The organism is Pseudoalteromonas sp. APM04, assembly GCF_022809815.1.
Classification (GTDB): domain Bacteria; phylum Pseudomonadota; class Gammaproteobacteria; order Enterobacterales; family Alteromonadaceae; genus Pseudoalteromonas; species Pseudoalteromonas marina.
In genome coordinates this window covers 3,360,299-3,384,029 of the sequence record NZ_CP094441.1, presented here as the reverse complement: position 1 = coordinate 3,384,029, position 23,731 = coordinate 3,360,299, and the positions used below count along the sequence as shown (strand labels likewise).

Genomic DNA, 23,731 nt, shown 5'->3' with positions numbered 1-23,731 from the left:
TTTTAACATTACATTGAGGTGACTTTTTAATCAAGCGGTTATTGTTCGTTGTTTATTATGACGATTTTTTTGCGATTGTTTTTTACGTTTGCGGCGTGTTAACCATAAGTAAAAGCCAGTAGCACTTAGCCATAGTGGACTTAGCCCTATAAAACTCCACAGTATTTTACTTATTAGGCCAGCAAAATAACCAAAATGAAGCTTACGAAAGCTGTCTAGCACTTTCCAGCCAAGACCTACTTGGCGTATATCCCAATTGGCAATGTGCTCACCAGTGATTTTGTTATACGAAACGGTATTAGCGTATTCACTTGCCAGTGGGTTATTAGAATTTACTTCACCAAATACAGTAATGTTGTCGTCAGGTTCTAATGGCATAACCAAGTAAGTGCTGTTGAACGTGGCTATTTGTCGCTTGCTGTCATCTAAAATATCTTGGAAGGAAACATTTTTGCTATACAGGTTTTTGGTTAGGGCATGATGTTCTTCTTCAGCGTGTTCAAGTACTTCGTGATACCAAACGGCACCATTAAAATAACCACCGGTTATAGCTAAAACAATTAAAATAGGTGAGCCAATAACACCAGTCATTTTATGAATATCACTTAATACGATTTGTAATGTTGCGCGCCAACGCACGGTAAATAGGCGTTGCCAAAACTTTCGGTAAATAATGAGGCCGGTTATTCCAAGCACCAATAAAAATAAAGCAAAAAAGAACCCCAAAACGGTGCCTGTTTGGCCTGGTAAGCTTTTTAAATCATTGAGTAAAAAGGTGTAATGGAGTTCTAAAAACCAATCTGTAAAATAATGGCTCGTTCCCACGGGAGTTGACAAAATATCACCAGTATATTGATTTAAATGAAATTTATACCAAACTTGCGACTCGCGCTCGATTAAGTAAACCCGATCAGCAGTATCGTCGTTAAAAATTTCCCAGCTACCGATAACATACTCAGGGTAAGCGTTCTGAGTGATGGAAATTAACTCATCCATATTCAAGCGTTCAGGTTGAGTGCTAATCACAAAATGACTTTCGGGCATAAGTAAGCCATCTATCTCGCTTTTAAATACAAGCACACTGCCAGTAATACTTATTACAATTAATGGAATAATTGCAATGAGAGCAATCCAGCTATGAATTTTGAAAAGTGTTTTTCTCATGGGTTATTGTTTTCTAAATTACTTATATGCAAATGATATCAATTGTTATTTGTATTTAATAGTGGTTGAGTAAGTATTCGGGAAATTAATAAACTGTGCACATTACATAACATATTTTGTAAATATAAGTTTCCAGTTACAAAAAAGGGTTTTTGTTGTTTAGTTGAGTTAAATTAACTTCACTCTACAATGCCGCGCTCACAGTAAAAGCCTTTTAAAACATATGTTTAATAAATGTTTTTATTAAGTAATTAAAGTAACCGTTATGTAACAGCGAGGTTGTTTTGGCGCACTATTTGCCTATTTTGTCTTCATTTATTTTACTTTTTAGCTTTTTACCATTGCTAAATAAAATTAGAAAAAACAGAAGTGTTTCTGGTTTATCTTTGCTGATGATGACATTTGGAGTCGCACAGAGTCTCTATTTCATAACGTATAACATTTATTTTGAGCGATACTTTATTGCTTTACCTTTTTTTGTAACAGGCGTATTAAGCGGCTTGATCTTGTACTTTTTTGCCCGTTACAACGCCGCAAAGCAAGAACGGCTTCAGTTAGTGCTTATGCTTGGCTTTTCGCTTATGCCGTTTTCGCTGTTATTAAGTCCAAACTTTGATACCGCATGGGTGCTCAACGCACTTACCTATGTAGGATTGGTGATGAGCTCAGTGCGCGTAATGCCACAAACCTACAAAACGCTGCGCACAGGTGATGTAAGTAATTTAAGTGCTCGTTATTTTAGTTTGCAGTTCATAGCGGGCATTTGTGGCTTAGTTGTTGAGTTAACAAATACCACACCAAGTACTTCACACTTACTTATGTTTATCATGTTGTTGCTGACTAATGCCGTGCAATTTGGTTGTATGCAATATTATAAAATGCGACCGATAATGGCTTAATGTTTTCATTTATATTTAGGTAAATATATGGCATGTTACTTTATCGTTATTCAAAGGATAGAGTATGAATTGGGAGCAATTTGGCTATTTATGCCGAATAAATAGTTCAGCACAGTTAAGCAAAAGCGATAAGCTAAGGTTAAGTGAAAAGGCGAGACTAAGCATATACCAAGGCGATAACGACGATAGTGAACTTGCAAAAGCGCTAGTTGCAGGTGTTGTGTCGCAAGACGAAATAGCCGCACAAAAAAGTGCAACTTATTACCAGTGCTTACCCAAATTAATCAACGATTTTAAATTTGAGCATAAAGGCTGGCTTGTTTATTTGACGTTTGTTTTTGCGTTTTTTTGTTTATCTTCTCTTCTTTACCAACTTTTTGTTGTCCCTGCATTTGTAGACATGTACAGCATGAATCAACAACATGATCACAATGTCTTTGATAGCTATTTTCGCTATTGGTATGTTCCGATCATATTATTATTTTTGCTGCTTAGTTTTATACTCAGCGTAATTTTAAAGCTCAAAAACGCCAGTATATTGAGTGAGTTAAAGCCGTTTTCAGGCTTGTTTAAAGTGTTTTTCCCACGAAAACTAGTCAAAAACTACGAAACACTAACTGCTATTTTATTCTTTCCATTAAGCTCAGTAAATTCAGGTGTTACAACCACAGAAACAAAGCATTTATATGAGTGTGAAGCACTGGGGTTAAATGCTCAAAATGAGTTTGAAGTACTGTTACAGCAGCAGTTAAAACAGTTTAATCAGCGCGCAAAATACTTTATTAATAAACTTATAATCGTTTATGGTGCAGTGATTGTTGTCTCTATTTATTTGTTTGTATCAGCGGCCTATAAACCACTATTTATGTATGGAGAAGTATTATGAAAGCAAAAGGATTTACGCTCATAGAGTTAATGGTGGTTGTATCAATTATTGGTATTTTGGCTGCTGTAGCATTGCCTCAATACAGTAAATACATGCAAAAGGCAGAGCTTGTTGATCCACTTGCTATGGCGGCTGCAATACGAGAAGACGTAACTGTGTTTTACCTCGAGAATAAACGTTTTCCTAATAATAATGAAGAAGCGGGTGTCCCTGCTAGTCAATACTTAATAGGGAATAGGGTAACGGGAATTACTATTAAAAACGGTGCCATACATATTGCTTTAGGCAACAAAGCATCTCGGCCTTTACAAAATACCACGTTAACGTTTAGACCAGCAGTTGTTGAGGGCAGCCCCTCTAGCCCAATTTCTTGGTTGTGCGGCTTTGATCAGCCAGTCACAGGAATGAAAGCGATTGGTGAAAATAAAACCTCAGTGCCAAAAGATTTATTACCCTCGGCGTGTATTTAAAATACTAGGGAAGCTAATGCAATTAACTATTCACCAAATTGATGCGTTTACACACGCTTTATTTAAAGGCAATTATGCAGCTGTTATCCCACTTGAGTCGTGGTTGGATGATGACCTAATGCTAAACATAGGCGCTGAAAACAACGTATCTGAAACTGCGTTTACCTGTAGGCAAACCGATGGCTGTTTTGCTATTCGTTGGTTTTCACCTTTAATGGAAATAGACTTTTGTGGCCATGCTACTTTGGCTGCTGCGTATGTATTATGTGAAGAACATAATGTATCGCAAATTCGTTTTATCGCTGATGCAGTGGGTGAGCTGATAGTTAATAAAAACAATGATGGCAGCTTTGCTATGACGTTCCCTAAACAAGCACCTGTAGAGGTTAAAAACCCGCCACAGGCACTGTTAAATGGCTTGTCTATACAACCTATTAAGGTACTTAAAAATCGTCAAGCTTACTTTGCTGTTTATGAATCGGCTAAGCAAGTAAAGAGCTTAAATACCGACTCGGCACTCTTAAAAACGCTAGCGCCACACGATGTAGTTGCCACTGCGTCTAGTGATGAATACGATTTTGTTTCTCGTTATTTTTGGCCTGCCAGCGGTGGCGATGAAGATTATGTCACGGGCTCTATTCATACAGGGCTTGCTCCATATTGGGCACAGTTGTTAGGTAAAACACAGTTAACTGCCTATCAGGCATCTAGCCGAGGTGGTCATATACAGTGCGATGTTGGGGAGTCAACGGTAACTTTAACAGGCCATGCTGTTAGGTATTTAAAAGGCAGAATTTACCTTTAATGGTGATAGGAATTAAGTTTATAAAAAAGGCCACAATCAATGTGGCCTTTTTTTGTTACAACTATTTACGCTTCGAGTGCTTTTGCAATTAAGCGATCAATATACTTTTTATGGGCTTTGGCTGCAGTATCTGCGCCCCATGACAGGCTTGTATCCGCTATTTCGGTTAACTGATAAAGCGCGGCTGTTTTAGCGAGGTTATCGAACTTGCTTGGTTTGCCTAAACCCGCAATAGCGATCAGTTGGTTTACATATTCAATTTGTAAATTGTGACTGATTGAGCTGGCCTCTGCGTCTTTTACAAAAATACTCGCCGTTAAATCCCCCATAAATTGATTTAAGCTATATTCGTTTCCGTATAAAGCGGTATCTGAAATACGCAGTAAAACCGCTGGGTGCAGCAGCTGTGCAAGCACAGACTTTTGCATGCCTAAAATCATTTTGTGAGGTTTAGGGTCTTCATTTTTACCATAGTGATTAAACCCGCGGCGCTGTTGCTGCATGAAGTTATAAAGCGGTTGCATGCTTTGTAACACATCAGGTGCAAACACGTACTCGGCTAGAATTTCCATGGCTTGAGTTTGTTTTTCAAGCGGCACCGGGGTGAAAGGCTTGTCGGCGTTTGTATCACCTACAACGGCGCGCTCTACATAAACCCCACCAATTTGGCGAGATACAATACCCGCCTGCGATCTGTACTGACCAAATAAGCTATTAGCTGAGGTAACAAGTTGCTGGTAAGAGTCGCCTTCAACAGTGGCTTTATCTTTAAGCTCAGTAAACAGTTTATTAATAAGTGCCATGCGGTCTGCACCATAGGCTGCTGGGTTTGATGACAAATCGCCAATCATTACGCGGGGATCGATATGACGGCCCGGCGCGCGCATATCGTCTGCATCGTTACCAAACGCTAAAGCATGCTCACTAGAACGCGCAAGAATTTTACTAAGACGAGCTTGCTCGGCAGATGCGTCAGCCAGCGCTACACTGTATCCGTAGTTAATAGCCCAGTCGTCGTATGGGCCTGGTTTAGTTTGAAAAATATCCCCTTGCTGCATGCCAATTGGTGCAATATTGGCCGGTGCATAGTCCATTACTGAGCCTGTTACGATACCTTGGGTTTTACTCTTATCGTGCACTTCTTTCTCATCCCACAAAATAGATGATTTCATGTTGTGGTTAAGGCCCAATGTATGACCTACTTCATGCAGAATAAGCTGTGTTAACCCTTGGCGTATCATTTCGTTTTCTTCAATGCTATCGCCAGCAGCTAAGCCTTTTGCAAGCATAAGGTTTTGTTGAATTTCATGACCTAATGAGCAGTTTAATTCACCAGTATGTGTACTATTGCTGTGGCTCATAGCGCCTTGTGTATAAAGGGTGTCGTAAATCCAGCGATTTTTCATAAATACAAACTCAAGCATAATGTCTGAGCCCAGTATTTCGCCTGTTAGCGGGTTGGCAAGTGCAGGCCCGTAGCCACCAAATGGTGGTTTTGGCGATGAGGTCCAACGCAGTACATTGTAATTAATGTCGCCTGCATCCCAGTCGGCATCATCAGGTTGTATTTTTACTTCTAAGGCATTTTTAAAGCCTGCTTTTTCAAAAGAGCTGTTCCATGCAAGTACAGCGTCTTTAATTGTGTCGCGCCACTCTATTGGTGTGGTGTTTTCTATCCACCATGTAATTGGTTTTACAGGCTCTGAAAGTGCAGCGCTTGGGTCTTTCTTTTGTAAATCCCAGCGCTTAATAACATCTTCGTAAGGCGTCCAATCAGTTGACGTCATTTGATCAAACTGGTTTGTGAAATAACCAATGCGCGCATCGTCTAAACGAGGCTGGTAGTTGTTTTGTGGGAGTGCTACAAATGAATGCTGAACCTTCACAGAAACACTACGCGGGTCACTTACTGCGCCAGAGCCACGAACGGTTGGACTTGCATTGGTAAATACGTAATCTACGACAACGTCTAAATTATTAGGGTAAGGACGCTGTTTAATAATGCGCGATTTTTTGCTGTCTAGCTTGCCTACTTTAAAACGTTTTTTCGCATTTTTATCTGCGGGATTTATAGTAGGAGATACTTTATGAAGTGCTTCACTTAAAAATAACTTATTGACGTTAAAGGCAATTTTACCGTCTTCTTCTTTTTCTATTTTAATACTCGCAAGCACAGCTTCACTAATGTTTGCATTGCTGGCTTTTGAAATGGCACTGTTTTCGTCAAATTTATAACGAGGTGTTTTACTTATAATATCGATACGGTCGAAGTACTTTCTAAACTCAATGAGTTTGGTTTCACGGTAAGATCCACGAAAGTGTCCAGCATCAGTCACCCCATCAACTGTATGAGCAAAATAAACGAAAGGAGTATCTAGCTGCGATTCGTTAATGACCATTAAGTGCTTACCCGTTTTTTCGTCCTGATAAAGGTTAAATATACCGGCAAATTCGGTTTGACCTTTGATCATTTCACTTAATGTTTTTGGTTTTTTTTCGTCTTTTTTGTCATTGGCAAAAGCATGGCCGCTTAGAGCAATACTGAGCGCAAGAGTTAGGGTGGTTAGTTTCATAATGTCATCTTTTCGTTTGTTAATTTATTTTTACTGTACGTAATTTCAATTTGTTTCGTACAACAAATCGATGAAATAATACCTTTTTTATTTAATGTATTGATTTTAAATAGTAAAAGTTTGTAACAAAATATAATTTTATGGCTATATAATCTAATTTATAATTAAGTAATTAATTACGAGAAGTATAATTAATGCACATTTGTAACAGTTGCTTACAAATGTCACGTAATTGTTTAATTAAGCTCTGTTATTATGGCGTTAATAGAAATTTGGGGTAATTAGGATATGCAAACAAATTCACTTAGATGGGTTTTTCCATTTGTTGCGCTTGCTATAGGAGTTGTTGGTTTTAAAGCAATAAACGCTCTTGCAAATGAACAAGAAAAAAAAGCGTTAGTTGATACGCGACCTACTGTTCAAGTTGAGTCGGTTTCGGCTAACGACCATCAGGTTGTAATTAACAGCTATGGCGAAGTAAAGCCGCTGGAAAATACACAACTGTCTGCACAGGTATCGGGAGAGGTACTGAGTTGGCATCCGAGCTTTGTTGCCGGTGGGGTTGTAGCACGTGGTGAAACCTTATTTTCGATTGAAAAAGATAACTACGAAGCTGCAGTGCTCGTGGCTGAAGCTGAACTTGCTCGTGCCCAAGCGGGTTTAATTGAAGAACAAGCGCAAGCAAAAGTAGCTGAAGACGAAGCAAAACGCTTTCCAAGTAAAGCGCGTACTGATTTATTTTTACGCAAGCCTCAAGTACTTAGTGCGCAAGCAAATGTTAAATCAGCGCAAGCAGCATTAAAACGTGCGCAGCGAGATTTAGAAAACTGTGATGTTAAAGCACCTTACGATGCACTTATTGTGAGCCGTAATGTAGGTGTGGGCCAATACGTGACAATGGGCTCGCAAGTCGCTGAGCTAAACAATATAGAAACTGCTGAAGTAATTATTCCTATTGCAGGCTTTGATAGTGTGTTTTTGCCTGAGCGTATTAAAGGGATTACCGCAACAGTTATTCAAAAAGGCCTTAATAGCTTTACTCGTGAAGGCGTTATTGACCGCGATTTAGGTATTGTAGATAACGCAACACGTATGAGCAGTTTAGTGGTGCGAATTGAAGACCCGTATGGCCTTAAAAATAAACAACCAGCAATTAAATTTGGCAGTTACGTACAGGTTAATTTTGCTGGTACAACATTAAATAATATCTACCGTTTACCTCAAGCGCTTGTTAACAACCAAACCGTTTGGGTGGTTGGTGAAAACCAAACCCTTGAACCAAGAAAGGTAACGGTAATACGAGAAGAAGGCGAGTACTTCTATATTAGTAGTGGCCTAAAAGCTGATGATAAGCTGGTGGTTACGTTACCAGAATACCCTCAAAAGGGAATGGAAGTTAAAATAGCAGGTGCCCAACCGGCACCTGAAAGCTCTGATGTGAGCACCTCAAATACGCAACAGCTTTAAGGTGTAATAACAATGAGTGAATCAACACAAACAAAACAAACAGGGTTAATAGCTTATTTTGCCAATAACTCGGTTGCTGCAAACTTAATGATGTTGTTTATTATCGTAATGGGTTTTTTAAGCTACAAAACGATTCAGCGACAAATGTTTCCTAATATAGAAATTAACTATATTAACGTAAACGCTAATTACCCAGGCGCCTCTCCTCAGGAAATTGAAGAAAGTATTCTTATAAAAATTGAAGAATCACTTAAAGATATTACCGAAATAAAAAAAGGCGTGTATCGCGCATTTAGAAACGGCGGCTCTGCAAGTCTTGAAATTCATACAGACGCAGAACTCACCGATGTGCTTGATAAAGTAAAACTGCGTGTTGACGGTATTGCTACTTTTCCAGCCGGTATGGAACCGGTCACCATAAGTCAGATTGAATTTAGACAAGATGTAATAGGCATGACACTGGTTGCAGACTTGCCTTTATTTGAGCTTAAGCCGATAGCAAATAATATTGAAGATGAATTGCTGCAATTATCTAATGTATCGCTTGTGGTCAATGATGTACCGCTTGATGAAATAGCGATTGAAATCGACCCAGATACATTACGCCAGTACAACTTAACAATTTCAGATGTTATGAATGCTGTGCGTCGTTACTCTGCTAACTTTTCGGCAGGTCAGTTAAAAACTGATGCGGGCGTTATATCAGTTCGTGTTGAAAACCAATTTTATTCAGGCGAAGAATTTAGACAAATTCCGGTAAAAATTGGCGAGTATGGTGCCAAAGTTTTACTGCAAGATATTGCCACAATTAAAGATCAATTTACTGAAGGTGAACGTTATTTTAAGTTTAATGGTGAAAATGCCGTTTATTTATCAGTAAAAGCAACGCAATCACAAAATATTATTCCGGTAGCTGAATCGGTTAAAGCGTATATTGATAAAAAGAATAAAGAGCTCCCACCGGGTGTGCGTATAGAGCCTTTAATGGATATGACGTACTACCTAAATGCTCGCTTAGATATGATGAAATTAAACCTTCTTCAAGGTGCGATTTTAGTCGCAATTATGTTGTCGTTATTCTTACGCTTTAAGTTGGCATTGTGGGTAATGATAGGTTTACCAGTGTGCTTTTTAGGCGCGATGATGGTGATGCCACTATTTGGTATTAGCATAAATATCGTTTCGTTATTTGCGTTTATCATGGTGCTAGGGATTGTGGTGGATGACGCCATAGTTATAGGCGAAGCCGCATACAGTGAGGTTGAAAAAAGTGGCGGCGGTGTCGATAACGTTGTGCGAGGTGCAAAGCGTGTAGCGACCCCCGCGACATTTGGTGTACTTACTACCATTGCTGTATTTGCGCCGTTTACGCTTTCGAGCGGCCCTGAAAGTGCCTTTTTTTACGGTATTGCTGTTGTTGTAATGCTATGTTTGGTATTTAGCTTAATTGAATCGAAGCTCATACTACCTGCGCATATTGCACATACACATTTTACTCCTATTAAAAAAGGTGGCTGGCGAGATAGATTTAATACCCGCTTTTTTGGTTTTGTAAACGGCCCATATAAACGTTTTGTTTCTAAGTGTGTTGAATGGCGTTGGACTGTTTTATTTAGTTTTATTGCTTTATTAGTCGTGACTTTTGCATTAATTGCTTCAAATCAGGTGCGCACTATTCCTTCACCTAAAGTACCGCATGATTTCCCACAAATTAATATTGAAATGAATGACAACGTATCCGACATTCAAACTATTAATGCTATTCGTGAAATAGAAGCTATGGTGCTTGAGGTAGATAAAGAAACAGAGCGTCAAACAGGTCAAAAAATTATCCGTGACGTGCTCGTGTTTAACCAAGGCCGCACAGAGGCGCAATTATTAGCCCCATTAGTTGATGAAGACTTACGTCCTTACGATGCGTTTGAATTATCGCGCCGTTGGCGTGAAGCCATGCCTAATATTGCAGGTGTTAAATCGTTAACTATTCAAGACGACGTAGGCGGCGGTGGCGGCAACGGTGGTGGCGAATTTGGTTACCTTCTATTTGGGTCTGATATCGATACATTAAACGAAGCTGGGCGCCGTTTTATTCAATTACTTCAGCAGCAAGAAGGCTTGTTTGATATAAGTTCAACCATAGATCCAGCAAGTAAAGAAGTGCAAATGAGTTTAAAACCCGTTGCCTTTGATTTGGGGTTAGACTTAGCCAGTATTGCTAATCAAGTAGGTGCCAGTTTTTATGGTGGCGAAGCACAACGCGTAATTAGAAATGGTGAAGAAGTCCGTGTAATGGTTCGTTACCCTAAACTTACACGCGAAGCATTTTCATCACTTAAACATACAGTGGTGACTACACCAACAGGGCGCGAAGTGTTATTGGGTGATGTGGTTGAGCTAACCGAAACTCCCGGTATTAGCTACATTCGCCGTGAAGGTGGCTATAGAACTGTTTATGTGTACGGCAGTATTGATGAAGAGCAAATTGAGCCGGGCGAAGTGGTTAAACAGGTAAAAGAAAACCTATTACCACAGCTTAAAGAAGAATACCCAAGCGTTAAATCAGAACTTGGTGGTGCTATTGAGGAGCAACAGGCGCAAGCCAATGAGCAAATGTTGTTTTTTATTGGAGGCATGATACTAGTTTACATACTGCTTGCTGTACCACTAAAAAGCTATTCACAACCGCTTATTGTAATGTCGGTTATTCCGTTTAGCTTAACGGGGGCTATTTGGGGGCACTACTGGTTTGATTTGGATATGAGCTTAATGTCTGGCTTTGGTCTTATTGCTGCAGCGGGCGTTGTAATTAATGACTCCTTGGTTATGACCGACTATGTAAACCAGGTACGTAAGCAAGGCGTTAGCGTTAAAAATGCTGTAATTGAAGCCGGCTGTGCGCGTTTCAGAGCAATATTACTCACCTCAATCACTACGTTTGCTGGTGTGTTGCCTATTATGTTTGAAACCAGCCTACAGGCTAAGTTTGTAATACCTATGGCAGTTGCGCTGGGATTTGCAGTTATGTTTGCAACCTTAATTACGCTTATTCTTGTACCTTGTTTGTACATTATATTAGGTGATATTGGGGCATTATTTAAAAACACTTACCGACGTATTTTTAAACGAAGAAGTGTAGAAGTGTCTGTTGATAGCTAATTTTTGCTAAACAATAAAAAAGGACTGAGTGTTAACACTCAGTCCTTTTTTGTTTTTATTATGTTTTTAATTAGTCTTTAAATTGCTTGTGGCAATCTTTACAACCTTTCGCCCAAGCACCAAAGGCTTTACCAATAACCGCTTTGTCGCCAGATTGGGCAGCTAGAGCAAGTTTGTCTGCGTTTGCGGCAAACGCATTGGCTTTTTCAACAAATACCGTATTTTCAGACCAAACAGCAGCTAGTGCCGATGTATCGCCTTTGTCTGTTCCTGCGTAGAAAGCTTCCCAAGGCATTTTTGAAAGCGCTGCTGCGTTATTTGCACGCATTTTGAATTGTTCTGCATCAAATGGAACCTTGCCCTTAAGCATTGCGCCCATATCGCCAATTTGAACTGATAGCATAGAAAATGCACTTTGACGGTATTCAATAGCGTCGCTTGGCTCTTTAAACGCAGAGTTTGCAGATACACTTAGCGCGCATGTTGTTAGTAACACACCCGCTAGAATCTTTTTAAATTTCATATTATTGCCCCTGTTAACTTAATATCTATCCAGTTTACATACTAGCGCTTATAACTAGTAAAGTTAATATAAAGTCGTTAATTTTTAAGCAAGCTAAGCAAATGCTAATTACCAACTTGTTACATTTATCTTTTTTATTGTTAACGAGTGTAAATGGTGCGTTGTTATTTGCTGCTCTGTTGTGTATTTTGCTTACATCATAAAAACAACTAACGAAGAGAATTTATGAAAAACAATATTTTCAAAATGTCAGCATTATCTGCTGCAATAGTGGTATCACTAGCTGGATGTGGCAGTGATAGCGATAATAAAAACTCAGTACCACAAGTATTGGATGTAGCACCTAAAGCGAGCGATGTTGCTGTTAGCGATCAAAAACAATGGATCCCTGTGACAGCTGAATTTAATGCAAGTGACCTTGATGGTGATACATTATCATTCAGCTTCACTGAAAACGGTGAAGCAGTAGTAGCTGAAGACGGTGTGTTCATGTTTAGTCATGGTGCATTAACAGTTGATGGTACGTCATTTACTTATGTGCCAGCCACAACTGAAGACGCAGTAATCGATTACACAGTGACTGCAAATGGTAAAACAGCGTCTGCACAAATTATGGTTTCAGGCACTATTGGTGACCCACTAGCAAACCAACAATGGCACTTGAACAATACAGGCCAAAAAGCTTACGCATTAAGCGATGAGATGAAGCAAGGCCTTATTGATTTATATGTTAACCAACTTGGTTTTACTGAAGAAGATGCACAAGCACGTTTTGATGAAGACTTTGCTGTAGCTGAAGCTGAAGAGCTAGTTGTTGGCGAAGATATGAATGTAGCAGCTGCTTATGCGCAAGGTGTTACAGGTGCCGGCGTAACTGCTGTTGTTGTTGACTCGGGTATGGAAATTCGCCACGAAGACTTAATCGATAACGTATTACCTAACCGTTCTTTAAACCTAGACGCAGAAACGTTAGACCGTACTGATCCTACAAGCACATCTAACAGTGGTGACCATGGGACTAGTGTTGCAGGCTTAATTGCTGCAAAAGGTTGGAATGGTAAAGGCGGCCGTGGTGTTGCACCAGATACTGGCCTAATTGGTATGAACTACCTTGGTGGTGAAAAAGTAGCGCAAACTGATTTACTTGCACACGGTTTCCCTGGCAGTGGTATTAGCACGTCTGAGAGCATTTCGGCGTTTAACCGTAGTTACGGTATTACATTCCCGACATTTATTGCCTACTCAGAGCTTGATGAAACAATAGAGTCTTACCCAAATCTTTACCTTCGTGATGGTAAAGGTGCACTAAACATGAAATCGAGTGGTAACTCTTTTGTTGACGGTGGTAACGAAGGTTCATTATGTGAAGATAACGGCGCTAACGAATTAGGATTAACTTGTTATAACGGTGCGTTTGAGCCAAGCCAAGGCCATCCTTATTACCTAAGTATTGCAGCTGTAAATGCAAATGGTAAGCATACTAGCTACTCAACCGCAGGTGCTAACTTAATGGTTTCAGCGCCAGCGGGTGAATATGGTCGTTGGGCACCAGCGATGGTTACAACTGACCAAATGACTTGTATTAATGGTTATTCAGGCTTTAATGGCGGTTCTATCACTGCTTGGGCCGCTGCCTATGGCGAAGAGTTTGCTGCAAGCCAATATCCATTTAACTACCCAGGTCATGAAGACAATGCAAGTTGTAACTACACATCGACATTTAATGGTACATCGTCTGCTGCGCCAAATGCATCAGGTGTAGTATCGTTAATTCTTTCTGCTAACCCTGCACTCACTTGGCGTGATGTGCGTCACGTTTTAGCATCAACCAGTACTTTAATTGATGCAGATAACGAAGCTGTTAATTTAACTGTAGGTGAAGGTGAGTTTGTTGCTCATGACGGTTGGGTAGAAAATGCTGCTGGTTACAACTTCAATAACTTGTACGGTTTTGGTCGTGCTGATGCAGGTGCTGCAGTTGCAATGGCAAAAGCATACGATGCTAACTTAGGTGAGCAAGTAATCACCGAGTGGAATGGCGTAGGCTCAGTAGTTGCTGAAGATGCACTTACACTTGAGATCCCAGATAACAATGCAACGGGTTTAACACAAGAAATTGAAGTAACTGAAGAGCTTAATATTGAAGCAATGCAGTTTAAGTTTGATGTAAGCAACCCTGAAATGGGCTTTGGTTTTAGCGATGGTACACAAACATCTGCTGGTAACGATTTAGCAATTGAAGTTACATCACCAGCGGGTACGCGTAGTGTGTTATTGTCATCTAAACAAGCACTGTTTTACCCGGCATATAGCTTTACTAATGGCTGGAGCGTAGGCTATGTATTGAAAGACGCAGTTATGCTTTCAAATGCTTTCTACGGCGAGTCTACTAAAGGTACTTGGAAAATCCGCTTACTAGATACAAGTGCAGATAGCTTTGCATTGAGTGACGGTGGCGATAACGGTTTAGGTGCAATTGGTATAAGCAATAATAGCTCAGCGAGTGTTCTTGAAGGTGTATCTCTTCGTGCATTCGGTCACGCAGGTCAAGAGTAAGGATTATAAAAATGAAAGTTAATAAATTAATCGTATTAAGTGCTGCCGCGTGTATCTCATTAAGCGCAACAGCAAACACTAGCTTTGATAAAGAGCTTGAATTACCTAAAAAGCAGGTTGCCAGCTTAAAATTTGATAAAGCTGACTTTGGTTCTTATAAAGTAGAGAAAAGCTTACGCTTAGTGCCATCAAGTGTTGCTGCAGAAGAACATGTAGTAATGAAGAAAGGTGAAATGTCAGTTGTTAATGTTGCTACTGAATCAGAATTAGTTACTAAAGGCTCTTTAGTTCGCAATATTCTGACTAATAACTTAAGTACACTATCAGGAAACATTACTGTTCTGTTAAAAGACGGTAAAACTGCAAGTGATATTGCATCAGCAACGGGCTTAAAAGTAGTATCTGTTTTCCCAGGCACTAAGATTGCGGTTATGGCTGTAAATGATGGACAAGATATTTTAGTGGCTTCAGAGCAACTTAAAGCATCTGGTTTTTCAAAAGAAGCTAGAATTGAAGTGTTAGAAACTATCTACACTGCGCAATAATTTATTTTAAATAAATTATTTAAAGCCCCGCGTGATTAAAGTTACGCGGGGCTTTTTATTAATCGTTCATATCAATATCGGCAAATATCATCCCGCGGCGCATACTCCGAGTCGCTAAGAATACCTCACCAAGTAATGACATAAATGCACATATTAATAATGCCATAGCAGCTACAAAACAGCTGGCAATGGTAACCCCTAAATTTATGGATTGAATGTGCGACAAAAATAACAGCATAACCACTGCGCATACAAGCAAAGCGCTTAAAACACTTAAACTAAAGGCTATGTGTATACAACGGGAGCGTTTTAATAACGCACGAAGCTCCGTTGCAAGCGATTTATTAAAATCTTCATCTGTACTTACTTTTAATTTTCGTTCTAATTGACGAGCGCGGTCTGTAATACGAGCCAAGCGGTTTGATAAAACGCCAAGTGTTGCAGCAATACCCGTTATTAAAAATACAGGTGCTACGGCTGTTTGTATGACTTTAGCCATCGTTAATATATTGATTACGTCGTTATTCATTAAAAACCTTAATTAATAAAGCCCAAGGAAACTGTGTAATAACAGAGTAACTGATGAACACTATTTTAGTAAAAATTTATACTAACGTTTTTACATAGCTTCACAAACTAAATCACAAAAGGTATTAATTTTAGGTATATTTAGGTAACAAAAATAATAAGGACTTTGCCTGATGACACGTACTCCCTTTGCACTTGCTGCACTCTCGCTTGCTATTTTAAGCGGGTGTAATAAAGCCCCCGAAGAAACTCAAAAAAATACGGTTCAAGTTGAGTCAGCTCAAGCTGTAACAGCGGTTGCACCAATTGCTAAAAAAGTACCCCATGAAATGACCATTCATGGCGATACACGTATCGATAATTACTACTGGCTCAGAGATGACGAGCGAAAAGCACCTGAGATCATTAACTATTTAGAAGCCGAAAATGCGTATTCTGACGCTATGCTTGCGCATACTAAAAAATTACAAAGTAGTTTATTTGAAGAGCTTAAAGGGCGAATCCAAAAAGATGATGACTCTGTTCCGGTAAAAGACGGCCAGTACTATTACTCGTCGCAAACTCGCGGCGATAATGAGTACACTACTTACTTGCGCAGTAGTGATTTTACAGGCACCGATCAGGAAGTTATTTTAGACGTAAATGAATTGGCTAAAGGTCATGACTATTTTGCGGTGAGTGGCCTAAATGTCAGCCCAAATGACAACTTAATGGCGTATGGTGAAGATACGGTAAGTCGCCGTGTTTACAACATAAAAATTAAGGATTTAAGTACTGGTAAATTATTAGAAGACACGCTTGAAGGCACCAGTGGTTATGTTGTGTGGGCGAACGACAATAAAACAGTCTATTACATCAAAAAAGACGCGCAAACCTTACTCGGGTATCAGGTTTATCGTCATACGCTTGGTACACCACAAAGCGATGACGAACTTGTTTACGAAGAAACAGACACAAGCTATTACACAGGTATGAGCAAGAGCAAAGACGGCTCAGAAATTTATATTTGGCATAGCAGTACTGATGCATCGGGTTTGTCAGTACTTAGTGCAAATGATGTAAACGCTAAGCCTAAGCGCTTAATTGAACGTGAAGCCAACCTTGAATACAGCATTTCCAAATTAGGCAATACTTATTACATTGTCACTAATTTAAATGCCGTTAACTTTCAGCTTATGAAAGTAGATATTGATAAAGCCGGTGATAAAGCAAATTGGCAAAGCGTGATCCCTGCGCGCGAGGGAATTAAACTCGAAGGTGTTGAGTTGTTTGATGACTACTTAGTATACCAACAACGCGAAATGGGCCAATCAACACTGATTGCGCGTAATTTAACATCGGGCAAAGAGTTACCACTTAGCTTTAACGACAGTGCATATACAATTAATGCGTACGGTAATAATGAATTAGACAGCGATACGCTGCGTGTTTACTACACCAGTATGACGACGCCGGGTTCATCTTATGATGTTAATTTGGCCACTGGCGAAAAAACATTATTAAAACAACAAACAGTATTAGGTGACTTTAACGCAGACAACTATGCCTCAGAGCGTATTTTTGTAACAGCACGCGATGGCGTAGAAGTACCGGTGAGTTTGGTGTATCGAAAAGAATTATTTAAAAAAGATGGCACTAACCCATTATTGCAATACGGTTATGGTTCGTATGGCGCAACAATGGATCCGAGCTTTTCTTCTGCACGATTAACGTTGCTTGACCGCGGTTTTGTATTTGCAATTGCCCATGTACGTGGTTCGCAAATGTTAGGTCGCCCGTGGTACGAAGCAGGTAAGCTACTTACCAAAAAGAACACGTTTAACGACTTTGTAGATGTAACTAAGTCATTAGTTGAGCAAAAGTATGGTGCAAAAGACAGCATATTTGCACAAGGCGGCAGTGCGGGTGGACTATTAATGGGTGCAGTGGCAAACCAAGCCCCTGAGCTTTATAAAGGCATGGTTGCACAGGTTGCGTTTGTTGATGTGGTTACCACTATGCTAGATGAAACGATTCCGCTTACAACTAACGAGTATGGCGAGTGGGGTAACCCTAACGAGAAAGAATATTACGATTATATGTTGTCGTATTCACCGTACGATCAGGTCAGTAAGCAAGACTACCCTAATATGTTAGTTACTACAGGCTTACACGATTCACAAGTTCAATATTTTGAGCCAGCAAAATGGGTTGCTAAGCTGCGTGACTACAAAACAGATGATAATAAACTATTATTTAAAATAGATATGGAAGCCGGGCACGGCGGTGCTTCTGGCCGTTTTAAACGCTTAGAAGATGCCGCGTTAAATTATGCATTTATGCTTGATTTAGCGGGTATAAAAAAATAACAAACCCTAGGGACTGTTGATTTAACTTGCAAAGGTCAGCGGTCCCACAATTCAACTAAGTAATGAGCTAAGGCGTAACGTTAAGTTACGCCTTTTTTTGTGGCAAATTAAAGCTAAACATGGTGCCTTTGCCTAGTTCACTTTGTACATTTATTTCACTGTCCATGAGCTTTAATAGCCCGCGGCAAATAGCAAGGCCCAAACCACCTTGTTGTCGGCCGGCTTTGTTAGAATTACTAGCTTGGTAATGAGGATCAAAAATGGCATTTAACTCTTCGTGTTTAATACCCACGCCGGTATCAGAAACCTGCACAAATAATTGATTGTCATCACCGCGTTTTACACGCACAGCAATACTGCCGTCACGCGGGGTATGCCTAATGGCGTTATCGATTAAGTTACTTAAAACACGCTCAAGTTTGGCTATGTCGGCAATGACAGGAAAGTCACAAATTTCTGGCTCAACCGATAAATTAATGCCTTTTTTCTCTACGGCCAAACTAAACTTAGCAATACAATCGTAAATAAGTTCACCTAGGTTAAATGTTTCTTTGTTAATACTTATTTCGCCATTTTCGAGGTGTGCGAGTTCAAAAATTTGCTCTATTAGTTGCTTAAGTTGACCACAGTTATTCAGTGATACTTGCAAGTACTCTTGCTGCTCTTGCGCACTTAGTTTGTCACCTGACTGATTTAACACCTCTAAAAAACCTTGTAACGAAGCCAGTGGCGTACGTAAGTCATGAGATAAGTGAGTAAGTAGCTCTTTGCGTTGTTTATCGCCTTGCTCTAGTGCTTTAAATTGCTCGTTTATACGTGTGAGCATTGCTTGAATAGTTCGGCTTAAGCTATGGACTTCATTACTTTTTTGAGTTGAATAAATACTCAATTTTGTGTCGTTTAGGCTGTAGTTTGCAGCCTCAATTTTGCTTACATCTTTTGCAAGGCGTTGAATAGGATTTGTAAAAAATCGCAGTAAAATAAGCATCGCAATAAATAAAAAAACGAGTGCTGAGCCTAACCATATGGCAGCCAATAATAACGAGTCGTTACTTTTTATATGATTAAGAGAGGTGTCGTATGCCTCACCACCAATAATCACATATAAATACCCTTGCAATGTGTTGTTATTAAAAACAGGCGCCACAGAAAATATTTTTTGTTGATCAGGGTTTCTTGGGTTGTCGCCATAAACTGGTGTAGCACTTGGGTTAGCTATAAGGTGCTTTAATGGCGTTAAATTAATATGTGTACGCTTCACTTTTCCGGGTTCTGCGGAGTAAGTTAATATTTTTCCGTTTTCGTCTACAAAGTAAAATTCAAAGGCGGGGCCGAGTAACATTAAGGTATGAAATAGGTTTTCAAGGGCTTCGTAATCGTATACGCCTTCTTTTATCAATGGGTTATCTTGTACTAAATGCTCAGCTAGCGCTAAATGTAAATTTTGTTCTCCATGGTGTTTAGAGTTGAGTTCTAGTTGTTTACTCCAGCTATAAACCAGCGCGCAAATAAAACAAAAAATAACGGCTAACGACACTGCTAATTTTTGGTACAAAGAAAGTCTCATAATAAAAATCTTAATTAAGTTGGCTTGGATTGAGTTTGTATCCCACACCCCAAACGGTTTCTATAATAGGTGTCGATTGGTGCAATTCAAGCTTTGCGCGCAACCGATTAATATGTGAATTAACAGTATGTTCGTAACCGCTATGTTGGTAGCCCCAGACTTTATCAAGTAGTTGCTGGCGACTAAATACATGGTTAGGGTGGCGTGCAAAATACACCAGCAAATCAAACTCGGTAGCAGTTAGGTTAATTGCCTGTTCGGCTAAATACACTTGATGAGAGTCAAACTCAATGTTTAATGAGCCAACTTTAAGGGTTTGTTCACTTGCAACAGAGGGTTCATCGGTATTTTGGCTGGCGAGTAACTGTGCTCTGTGTCGAAGTTGGGTTTTTACTCTGGCTTGTAGTTCACGTGCAAAAAAGGGTTTACAAATATAGTCGTCTGCGCCCATTTCTAGGCCAATAACCCTATCCATGTCACTACTTAGTGCGGTGAGTAAAATAACGGAGGTCGTTGGATAGTGCTCTTTTATTTTACGACATAAACTTAATCCATCCATTTGCGGTAGGTTTATATCCAGTAAAATAAGCCCGTAGGGGTGCTTGGCAATTTTTTTTAGAGCCAGCTCATCACTTATAACATGATCCACATGTAAATTTAGCGATGTAAGCTGTGTGGTAATTAATTTACCAATTTCTCTGTCGTCTTCAACTATGAGTAATTTTTCATGACGCATTGTTTATCCTCGTAAAAAAAAGGGGGCTTCCGTGCGCCCCTACTTCCCCATTACAAGCTGGTATATCAAGGTCAATACTGATAAACGAATTACTGAGTGCGGGTAATAACCACTTTTGCTAATGGGTTATCAAACTTATGTTCAGGGCTAAGTACTGAACTAGATAAGCCATCTTCATTTGTAACTACACCTGGGTGTCTTGCTACAAAATTAACATCATCACGGGCTTCATTAAAACCTTCTCCGCCATCAGCAGGACCGGGTATCGTACCAGCTGCTTCTGTATTTGCTTCAGTACCTGCATCATAAGCAACAGTGGTGCGAATTAAAGAGTCACCCACGGCTAATGAAGATACGTCTAAAGCACTAAGACCGGTAAATCCATCATTTGTGTTCACCATCATAGTGGCAAGTGAAAGCTTGAGTGCTTCAAGTGAGTCTGTCGTTAATGTAATCGTGGTATTTACGCCAGGTCCAACAGGGCCTTCGCTTGATGCATTTGCAATGGCGTTTTCTAATGCAAGTAGTTGGCTGTTGTCGCCTCCTTCAGCCATTGTTTCTAATGCAACCGATGCAGGACTACCTATTTGCCAAAGTGTGCCTTCTGTATGTGCAATAATGGCAATAGGCGATAGTGGCTGCCCTGCGGTTAAATTACTGACGGTTACATCAAATGTATAGCTTACAGGCTCAGGAGTCGGCGGTGTGACAACTTGAACAGGATCGTTACTGTCGTTGTCGCCACAGGCTGCAAGTGAAGCTGCAAGTGCAACAACCACGATGCTTTTTTTAAAGTTATTTAAAGATGCCATGATTACGCTCCTACTTAACCGTAACGGTTAGTTTAGCTACAGGGTTTAACCATCTGTGAACCGTGTTGCTTAAATCACTATTACCAGCGGTTAAGTCGTCGTCACCTAGTGTACCAGGGTGAATATGCACATTAATGTTGCTATCGGTGCTTGTTAAGCCTGCGCCACCTGTACCCGCATCACCACCTGGTGCTGCAGGAATACCTGGCGTACCAGGTGCTCCAGAACCTTCAACCACTAGCTCATTATTTTGCTCAGTGCCCGCATCGTATGCATTTAAATAAACTGTGTAGGTACCGGCTTCGGTTGGTATTTTCCAGCTATCAAGGCCAACAAAGCCATCGTTTGTAGGTAGTAACATAGCGGTCACTGATAAGTAATCGTTACCGTCTGTCGTCATTAGTGTTGTCATGGTTGATGACGATGGTGCTAATAGACCTTCTGCTGGGTTTGCAGCCATATCGCTACCTGCTGCAGTGGCTTGTGCCATTAGCTCAGCAATGTTGCCGCCTTCAGCCATTGTTTGTAATGCGGTAGAAGCTTCAGTTGCAACTTCAAAAAGCTTATCTTCACTGTTGTGTGCTGTAACGAGTAGCGGAGTGAAGTGAATGCCTTGGGTTAGGTTGGTTATTGTTAAGTCTAACTCTGCAGCCATGGTTGACTGGCTAGCTACCGCTAAAAGAGTTGCAAGTGTAAAAGTTGAAGCTTTCATTTTTTATTTCCTGTAAGTGATGATTCGAGATAAGTATTGAACAATCGTCTCCAGAAACTCTCACAAACTTATCACTTTTTTATCACAGGAATGTAGGTTGTGATTTTTGTAAATAAATACGCCAGAAAACTTATAGACCTGTGTATAATTAAACCGCATTATAAAAATTAAAGGATTGTGTTATGGAAGAAAATCAACAGGTTAAAGTAGTAAATAAAGATGAGCGCACATGGGCAATGTTGTGCCATTTAAGCGCGTTTGCTGGATTTATTGTGCCGTTTGGTTCAATCATAGGACCATTAATTATTTGGTTAATTAAAAAAGATGAAATGCAAATGGTCAATGAGCACGGTAAAAAAGCGCTTAATTTTCAGATAACGATGGCAATTGCCTATATTATTTGTTTTGCATTGATGTTTGTTGTGATCGGTGTAATTTTATTACCTATTGTGGCTATCTTTTCTTTTATTATGGTGGTTTTAGCGAGTATTAAAGCCAATGAAGGTAAAGAGTTTAATTATCCACTGAGTTTAAATTTGATAAAATAAGCGCTCAATTATTTGTATAAACCGACCCTAGCCTTAGGCTGGGGTTTTACCTTTTCCCGCAAGGTTATTATGCTTTATCTAACGCTGTTTTTAAGCGCATTTATTTCAGCTACGCTATTGCCGAGTTCTTCAGAGGTGATCATGGTGGGAATGATCACACAAAGCCAAGTTAACCTTTGGCTTTTATGGTTGGTAGCAACACTAGGTAATGTATTGGGAAGCTGTGTTAACTATTGGTTAGGCACGCAAGTTTTACGTTTTAAACATAAAACGTGGTTTCCAGTATCAGAACAAGGGCTTGAAAAGGCACAAAATCAGTTTAATAAATATGGCGTATATAGCCTATTGTTTGCATGGCTGCCTGTTGTTGGCGACCCATTAACAGTTATTGGCGGTATTTTTAAAGTGAGGTTTAGCGTGTTTTTACTTTTAGTAACACTTGGCAAAGGCGCACGCTATTTAGCGGTTATTGCCCTTGCCGTGGGAGTAGAGGCTCTTATTTAAGCTATACGCACACTACTTTGTCCAATCAAGTGTTAACGATACAGAGTCAGCAAAGCGAAGCGCATGCGGTTTATCTACACGGGCTTTGGCATAATTCACACTCGGGTGTGAATGACAAACAGCAAGAATTTCAGCGACTAGCTTTTCTAGTAATAAAAAGTGTCCTTGCTCAACTAAACTAATCACCTCTTTGGTGATCACTTTATAGTTAAGTGCTTGGTCTACTTCATCGGTTTTACATGCGTTGTCGGCAGGGTAGTGAATCTCAAGGTTGATCACTACGTCTTGCTTTTTTTCACGCTCTTCAGGATTAAAACCAATAAATGTACGTAAGCGTAAGTTAGTAACATTAATAATTGCGTTGGCCATAGATTACCCTTTAATAAGCTGCAAAAATTCGTTGCGTGTTTTAGGGTCGCTTCTAAAGTTACCCAGCATTACTGATGTACGCATGCTTGAGTTTTGCTTTTCTACACCGCGCATCATCATGCACATGTGCTTAGCTTCAACAATAACGCCTACACCTTTTGCACCAGTCACTTCTTCAACGGCTTTGGCAATTTGATGTGTTAACTGTTCTTGTATTTGAAAGCGACGCGAAAACATATCAACAATACGCGCAAATTTAGATAACCCCAGCACCTTGCCGTTTGGAATATAAGCAATATGGCAGCGCCCAATAAATGGTAGCAAGTGATGCTCACACATAGAGTAAAGTTCTATATCTTGCACAAGTACCATGTCGTCTGCATCAGAGGTAAATACGGCATTATTAGTAATTTCATCAAGCGTTTGGCGATACCCTTGTGTTAGGTATTCCATTGCTTTTGCAGCACGTTTTGGTGTGTCTAATAAACCTTCGCGTTCAGCGTCTTCGCCTACGGCGGTTATAATTTTTTGGTAGCTGTCTTTTAATTCGTTATGCATAGGTG

The 23,731-nt window shown here is 39.9% G+C and carries 21 protein-coding genes; 11 read left to right on the top strand and 10 right to left on the bottom strand.

Annotated features, from left to right (window positions below):
• Positions 1-30: 30 nt before the first annotated feature.
• Positions 31-1,164, bottom strand: coding sequence for a PepSY-associated TM helix domain-containing protein (locus MTP24_RS15630; protein ID WP_243532088.1), 1,134 nt, complete (start codon positions 1,162-1,164; stop codon positions 31-33).
• A 284-nt stretch (positions 1,165-1,448) separates the two neighbouring features.
• On the opposite strand from MTP24_RS15630, the gene MTP24_RS15625 reads away from it, so the two are divergent.
• From MTP24_RS15625 to MTP24_RS15610, 4 genes are all read left to right on the top strand, one after another.
• Complete coding sequence (locus MTP24_RS15625) at positions 1,449-2,063, top strand: SemiSWEET family transporter (RefSeq protein ID WP_006792508.1); 615 nt, start codon at positions 1,449-1,451, stop codon at positions 2,061-2,063.
• 64 nt (positions 2,064-2,127) lie between these two features.
• Complete coding sequence (locus tag MTP24_RS15620; protein ID WP_010557906.1) at positions 2,128-2,949, top strand: hypothetical protein; 822 nt, start codon at positions 2,128-2,130, stop codon at positions 2,947-2,949.
• Positions 2,946-3,419, top strand: a complete 474-nt coding sequence (locus MTP24_RS15615) for a pilin (RefSeq protein ID WP_006792506.1) — start codon at positions 2,946-2,948, stop codon at positions 3,417-3,419. Before MTP24_RS15620 ends, MTP24_RS15615 begins: the two co-directional genes overlap by 4 nt.
• Before the next feature lie 16 nt (positions 3,420-3,435).
• Positions 3,436-4,224: a PhzF family phenazine biosynthesis protein gene (locus MTP24_RS15610; RefSeq protein ID WP_243532087.1), complete on the top strand. Its 789-nt coding sequence runs from the start codon at positions 3,436-3,438 to the stop codon at positions 4,222-4,224.
• A gap of 65 nt (positions 4,225-4,289) precedes the next feature.
• Here MTP24_RS15610 and MTP24_RS15605 read toward each other — a convergent pair whose 3' ends face one another.
• Entirely contained in the window at positions 4,290-6,797 is a 2,508-nt protein-coding gene (locus MTP24_RS15605; RefSeq protein WP_243532085.1) for a zinc-dependent metalloprotease, read from the bottom strand.
• A gap of 288 nt (positions 6,798-7,085) precedes the next feature.
• Between MTP24_RS15605 and MTP24_RS15600 the strand changes: the two genes are divergently transcribed.
• Both MTP24_RS15600 and MTP24_RS15595 read left to right on the top strand, forming a co-directional pair.
• The gene (locus tag MTP24_RS15600; protein WP_243532083.1) at positions 7,086-8,264 is read left to right on the top strand and encodes an efflux RND transporter periplasmic adaptor subunit; all 1,179 of its coding nucleotides are present in this window, start codon (positions 7,086-7,088) and stop codon (positions 8,262-8,264) included.
• A 12-nt stretch (positions 8,265-8,276) separates the two neighbouring features.
• Positions 8,277-11,420 carry an efflux RND transporter permease subunit gene (locus MTP24_RS15595; protein ID WP_243532081.1) on the top strand — a complete coding sequence of 1,048 codons (3,144 nt, stop codon included), beginning with the start codon at positions 8,277-8,279 and terminating at the stop codon, positions 11,418-11,420.
• Between the two features lie 70 nt (positions 11,421-11,490).
• Here the strand turns inward: MTP24_RS15595 and MTP24_RS15590 are convergent, their stop codons facing one another.
• Entirely contained in the window at positions 11,491-11,943 is a 453-nt protein-coding gene (locus MTP24_RS15590; RefSeq protein ID WP_203985464.1) for a cytochrome c, read from the bottom strand.
• A gap of 225 nt (positions 11,944-12,168) precedes the next feature.
• Here MTP24_RS15590 and MTP24_RS15585 point away from each other — a divergent pair, with 225 nt between their 5' ends.
• Both MTP24_RS15585 and MTP24_RS15580 read left to right on the top strand, forming a co-directional pair.
• Positions 12,169-14,499 (top strand): S8 family serine peptidase, encoded by a 2,331-nt coding sequence (locus MTP24_RS15585; protein WP_243532079.1) that lies wholly within the window; start codon positions 12,169-12,171, stop codon positions 14,497-14,499.
• Between the two features lie 11 nt (positions 14,500-14,510).
• Positions 14,511-15,044: a hypothetical protein gene (locus tag MTP24_RS15580; protein WP_203985450.1), complete on the top strand. Its 534-nt coding sequence runs from the start codon at positions 14,511-14,513 to the stop codon at positions 15,042-15,044.
• Between the two features lie 58 nt (positions 15,045-15,102).
• Here the strand turns inward: MTP24_RS15580 and MTP24_RS15575 are convergent, their stop codons facing one another.
• Positions 15,103-15,573 carry a DUF2721 domain-containing protein gene (locus tag MTP24_RS15575; protein ID WP_006792500.1) on the bottom strand — a complete coding sequence of 157 codons (471 nt, stop codon included), beginning with the start codon at positions 15,571-15,573 and terminating at the stop codon, positions 15,103-15,105.
• Between the two features lie 172 nt (positions 15,574-15,745).
• Between MTP24_RS15575 and MTP24_RS15570 the strand changes: the two genes are divergently transcribed.
• Positions 15,746-17,920, top strand: coding sequence for a S9 family peptidase (locus MTP24_RS15570; protein WP_243532077.1), 2,175 nt, complete (start codon positions 15,746-15,748; stop codon positions 17,918-17,920).
• A gap of 85 nt (positions 17,921-18,005) precedes the next feature.
• On the opposite strand, the gene MTP24_RS15565 is transcribed toward MTP24_RS15570, so the two are convergent.
• From MTP24_RS15565 to MTP24_RS15550, 4 genes are all read right to left on the bottom strand, one after another.
• Entirely contained in the window at positions 18,006-19,487 is a 1,482-nt protein-coding gene (locus tag MTP24_RS15565) for a HAMP domain-containing sensor histidine kinase (protein WP_243532075.1), read from the bottom strand.
• A gap of 10 nt (positions 19,488-19,497) precedes the next feature.
• The gene (locus tag MTP24_RS15560) at positions 19,498-20,223 is read right to left on the bottom strand and encodes a response regulator transcription factor (protein ID WP_243532073.1); all 726 of its coding nucleotides are present in this window, start codon (positions 20,221-20,223) and stop codon (positions 19,498-19,500) included.
• 89 nt (positions 20,224-20,312) lie between these two features.
• Positions 20,313-21,035 (bottom strand): spondin domain-containing protein, encoded by a 723-nt coding sequence (locus MTP24_RS15555; RefSeq protein WP_138740662.1) that lies wholly within the window; start codon positions 21,033-21,035, stop codon positions 20,313-20,315.
• Positions 21,036-21,045: 10 nt separating this feature from the next.
• On the bottom strand, positions 21,046-21,747 hold the full coding sequence (locus MTP24_RS15550) for a spondin domain-containing protein (protein ID WP_006792493.1): 702 nt from the start codon (positions 21,745-21,747) through the stop codon (positions 21,046-21,048).
• A 182-nt stretch (positions 21,748-21,929) separates the two neighbouring features.
• Here MTP24_RS15550 and MTP24_RS15545 point away from each other — a divergent pair, with 182 nt between their 5' ends.
• Positions 21,930-22,295, top strand: a complete 366-nt coding sequence (locus MTP24_RS15545; protein ID WP_039038192.1) for a DUF4870 domain-containing protein — start codon at positions 21,930-21,932, stop codon at positions 22,293-22,295.
• A gap of 69 nt (positions 22,296-22,364) precedes the next feature.
• A complete protein-coding gene (locus tag MTP24_RS15540) occupies positions 22,365-22,799 on the top strand; it encodes a YqaA family protein (RefSeq protein WP_138740661.1) in 435 nt (144 codons plus the stop codon).
• Positions 22,800-22,811: 12 nt separating this feature from the next.
• Here the strand turns inward: MTP24_RS15540 and folX are convergent, their stop codons facing one another.
• Complete coding sequence (folX, locus tag MTP24_RS15535) at positions 22,812-23,168, bottom strand: dihydroneopterin triphosphate 2'-epimerase (protein ID WP_008129424.1); 357 nt, start codon at positions 23,166-23,168, stop codon at positions 22,812-22,814.
• Positions 23,169-23,171: 3 nt separating this feature from the next.
• On the bottom strand, positions 23,172-23,726 hold the full coding sequence (gene folE / locus MTP24_RS15530) for a GTP cyclohydrolase I FolE (RefSeq protein ID WP_010557916.1): 555 nt from the start codon (positions 23,724-23,726) through the stop codon (positions 23,172-23,174).
• Positions 23,727-23,731 lie beyond the last annotated feature (5 nt).

Excerpts from the sequence above, each read along its gene's own strand:
- MTP24_RS15630 (WP_243532088.1), bottom strand. The coding sequence starts at position 1,164 with ATGAGAAAAACACTTTTCAAAATTCATAGCTGGATTGCTCTCATTGCA.
- MTP24_RS15620 (WP_010557906.1), top strand. The coding sequence starts at position 2,128 with ATGAATTGGGAGCAATTTGGCTATTTATGCCGAATAAATAGTTCAGCA.
- MTP24_RS15615 (WP_006792506.1), top strand. The coding sequence starts at position 2,946 with ATGAAAGCAAAAGGATTTACGCTCATAGAGTTAATGGTGGTTGTATCA.
- MTP24_RS15610 (WP_243532087.1), top strand. The coding sequence starts at position 3,436 with ATGCAATTAACTATTCACCAAATTGATGCGTTTACACACGCTTTATTT.
- MTP24_RS15605 (WP_243532085.1), bottom strand. The coding sequence starts at position 6,797 with ATGAAACTAACCACCCTAACTCTTGCGCTCAGTATTGCTCTAAGCGGC.
- MTP24_RS15600 (WP_243532083.1), top strand. The coding sequence starts at position 7,086 with ATGCAAACAAATTCACTTAGATGGGTTTTTCCATTTGTTGCGCTTGCT.
- MTP24_RS15595 (WP_243532081.1), top strand. The coding sequence starts at position 8,277 with ATGAGTGAATCAACACAAACAAAACAAACAGGGTTAATAGCTTATTTT.
- MTP24_RS15590 (WP_203985464.1), bottom strand. The coding sequence starts at position 11,943 with ATGAAATTTAAAAAGATTCTAGCGGGTGTGTTACTAACAACATGCGCG.
- MTP24_RS15585 (WP_243532079.1), top strand. The coding sequence starts at position 12,169 with ATGAAAAACAATATTTTCAAAATGTCAGCATTATCTGCTGCAATAGTG.
- MTP24_RS15580 (WP_203985450.1), top strand. The coding sequence starts at position 14,511 with ATGAAAGTTAATAAATTAATCGTATTAAGTGCTGCCGCGTGTATCTCA.
- MTP24_RS15575 (WP_006792500.1), bottom strand. The coding sequence starts at position 15,573 with ATGAATAACGACGTAATCAATATATTAACGATGGCTAAAGTCATACAA.
- MTP24_RS15570 (WP_243532077.1), top strand. The coding sequence starts at position 15,746 with ATGACACGTACTCCCTTTGCACTTGCTGCACTCTCGCTTGCTATTTTA.
- MTP24_RS15565 (WP_243532075.1), bottom strand. The coding sequence starts at position 19,487 with ATGAGACTTTCTTTGTACCAAAAATTAGCAGTGTCGTTAGCCGTTATT.
- MTP24_RS15560 (WP_243532073.1), bottom strand. The coding sequence starts at position 20,223 with ATGCGTCATGAAAAATTACTCATAGTTGAAGACGACAGAGAAATTGGT.
- MTP24_RS15555 (WP_138740662.1), bottom strand. The coding sequence starts at position 21,035 with ATGGCATCTTTAAATAACTTTAAAAAAAGCATCGTGGTTGTTGCACTT.
- MTP24_RS15550 (WP_006792493.1), bottom strand. The coding sequence starts at position 21,747 with ATGAAAGCTTCAACTTTTACACTTGCAACTCTTTTAGCGGTAGCTAGC.
- MTP24_RS15545 (WP_039038192.1), top strand. The coding sequence starts at position 21,930 with ATGGAAGAAAATCAACAGGTTAAAGTAGTAAATAAAGATGAGCGCACA.
- MTP24_RS15540 (WP_138740661.1), top strand. The coding sequence starts at position 22,365 with ATGCTTTATCTAACGCTGTTTTTAAGCGCATTTATTTCAGCTACGCTA.
- folX (WP_008129424.1), bottom strand. The coding sequence starts at position 23,168 with ATGGCCAACGCAATTATTAATGTTACTAACTTACGCTTACGTACATTT.
- folE (WP_010557916.1), bottom strand. The coding sequence starts at position 23,726 with ATGCATAACGAATTAAAAGACAGCTACCAAAAAATTATAACCGCCGTA.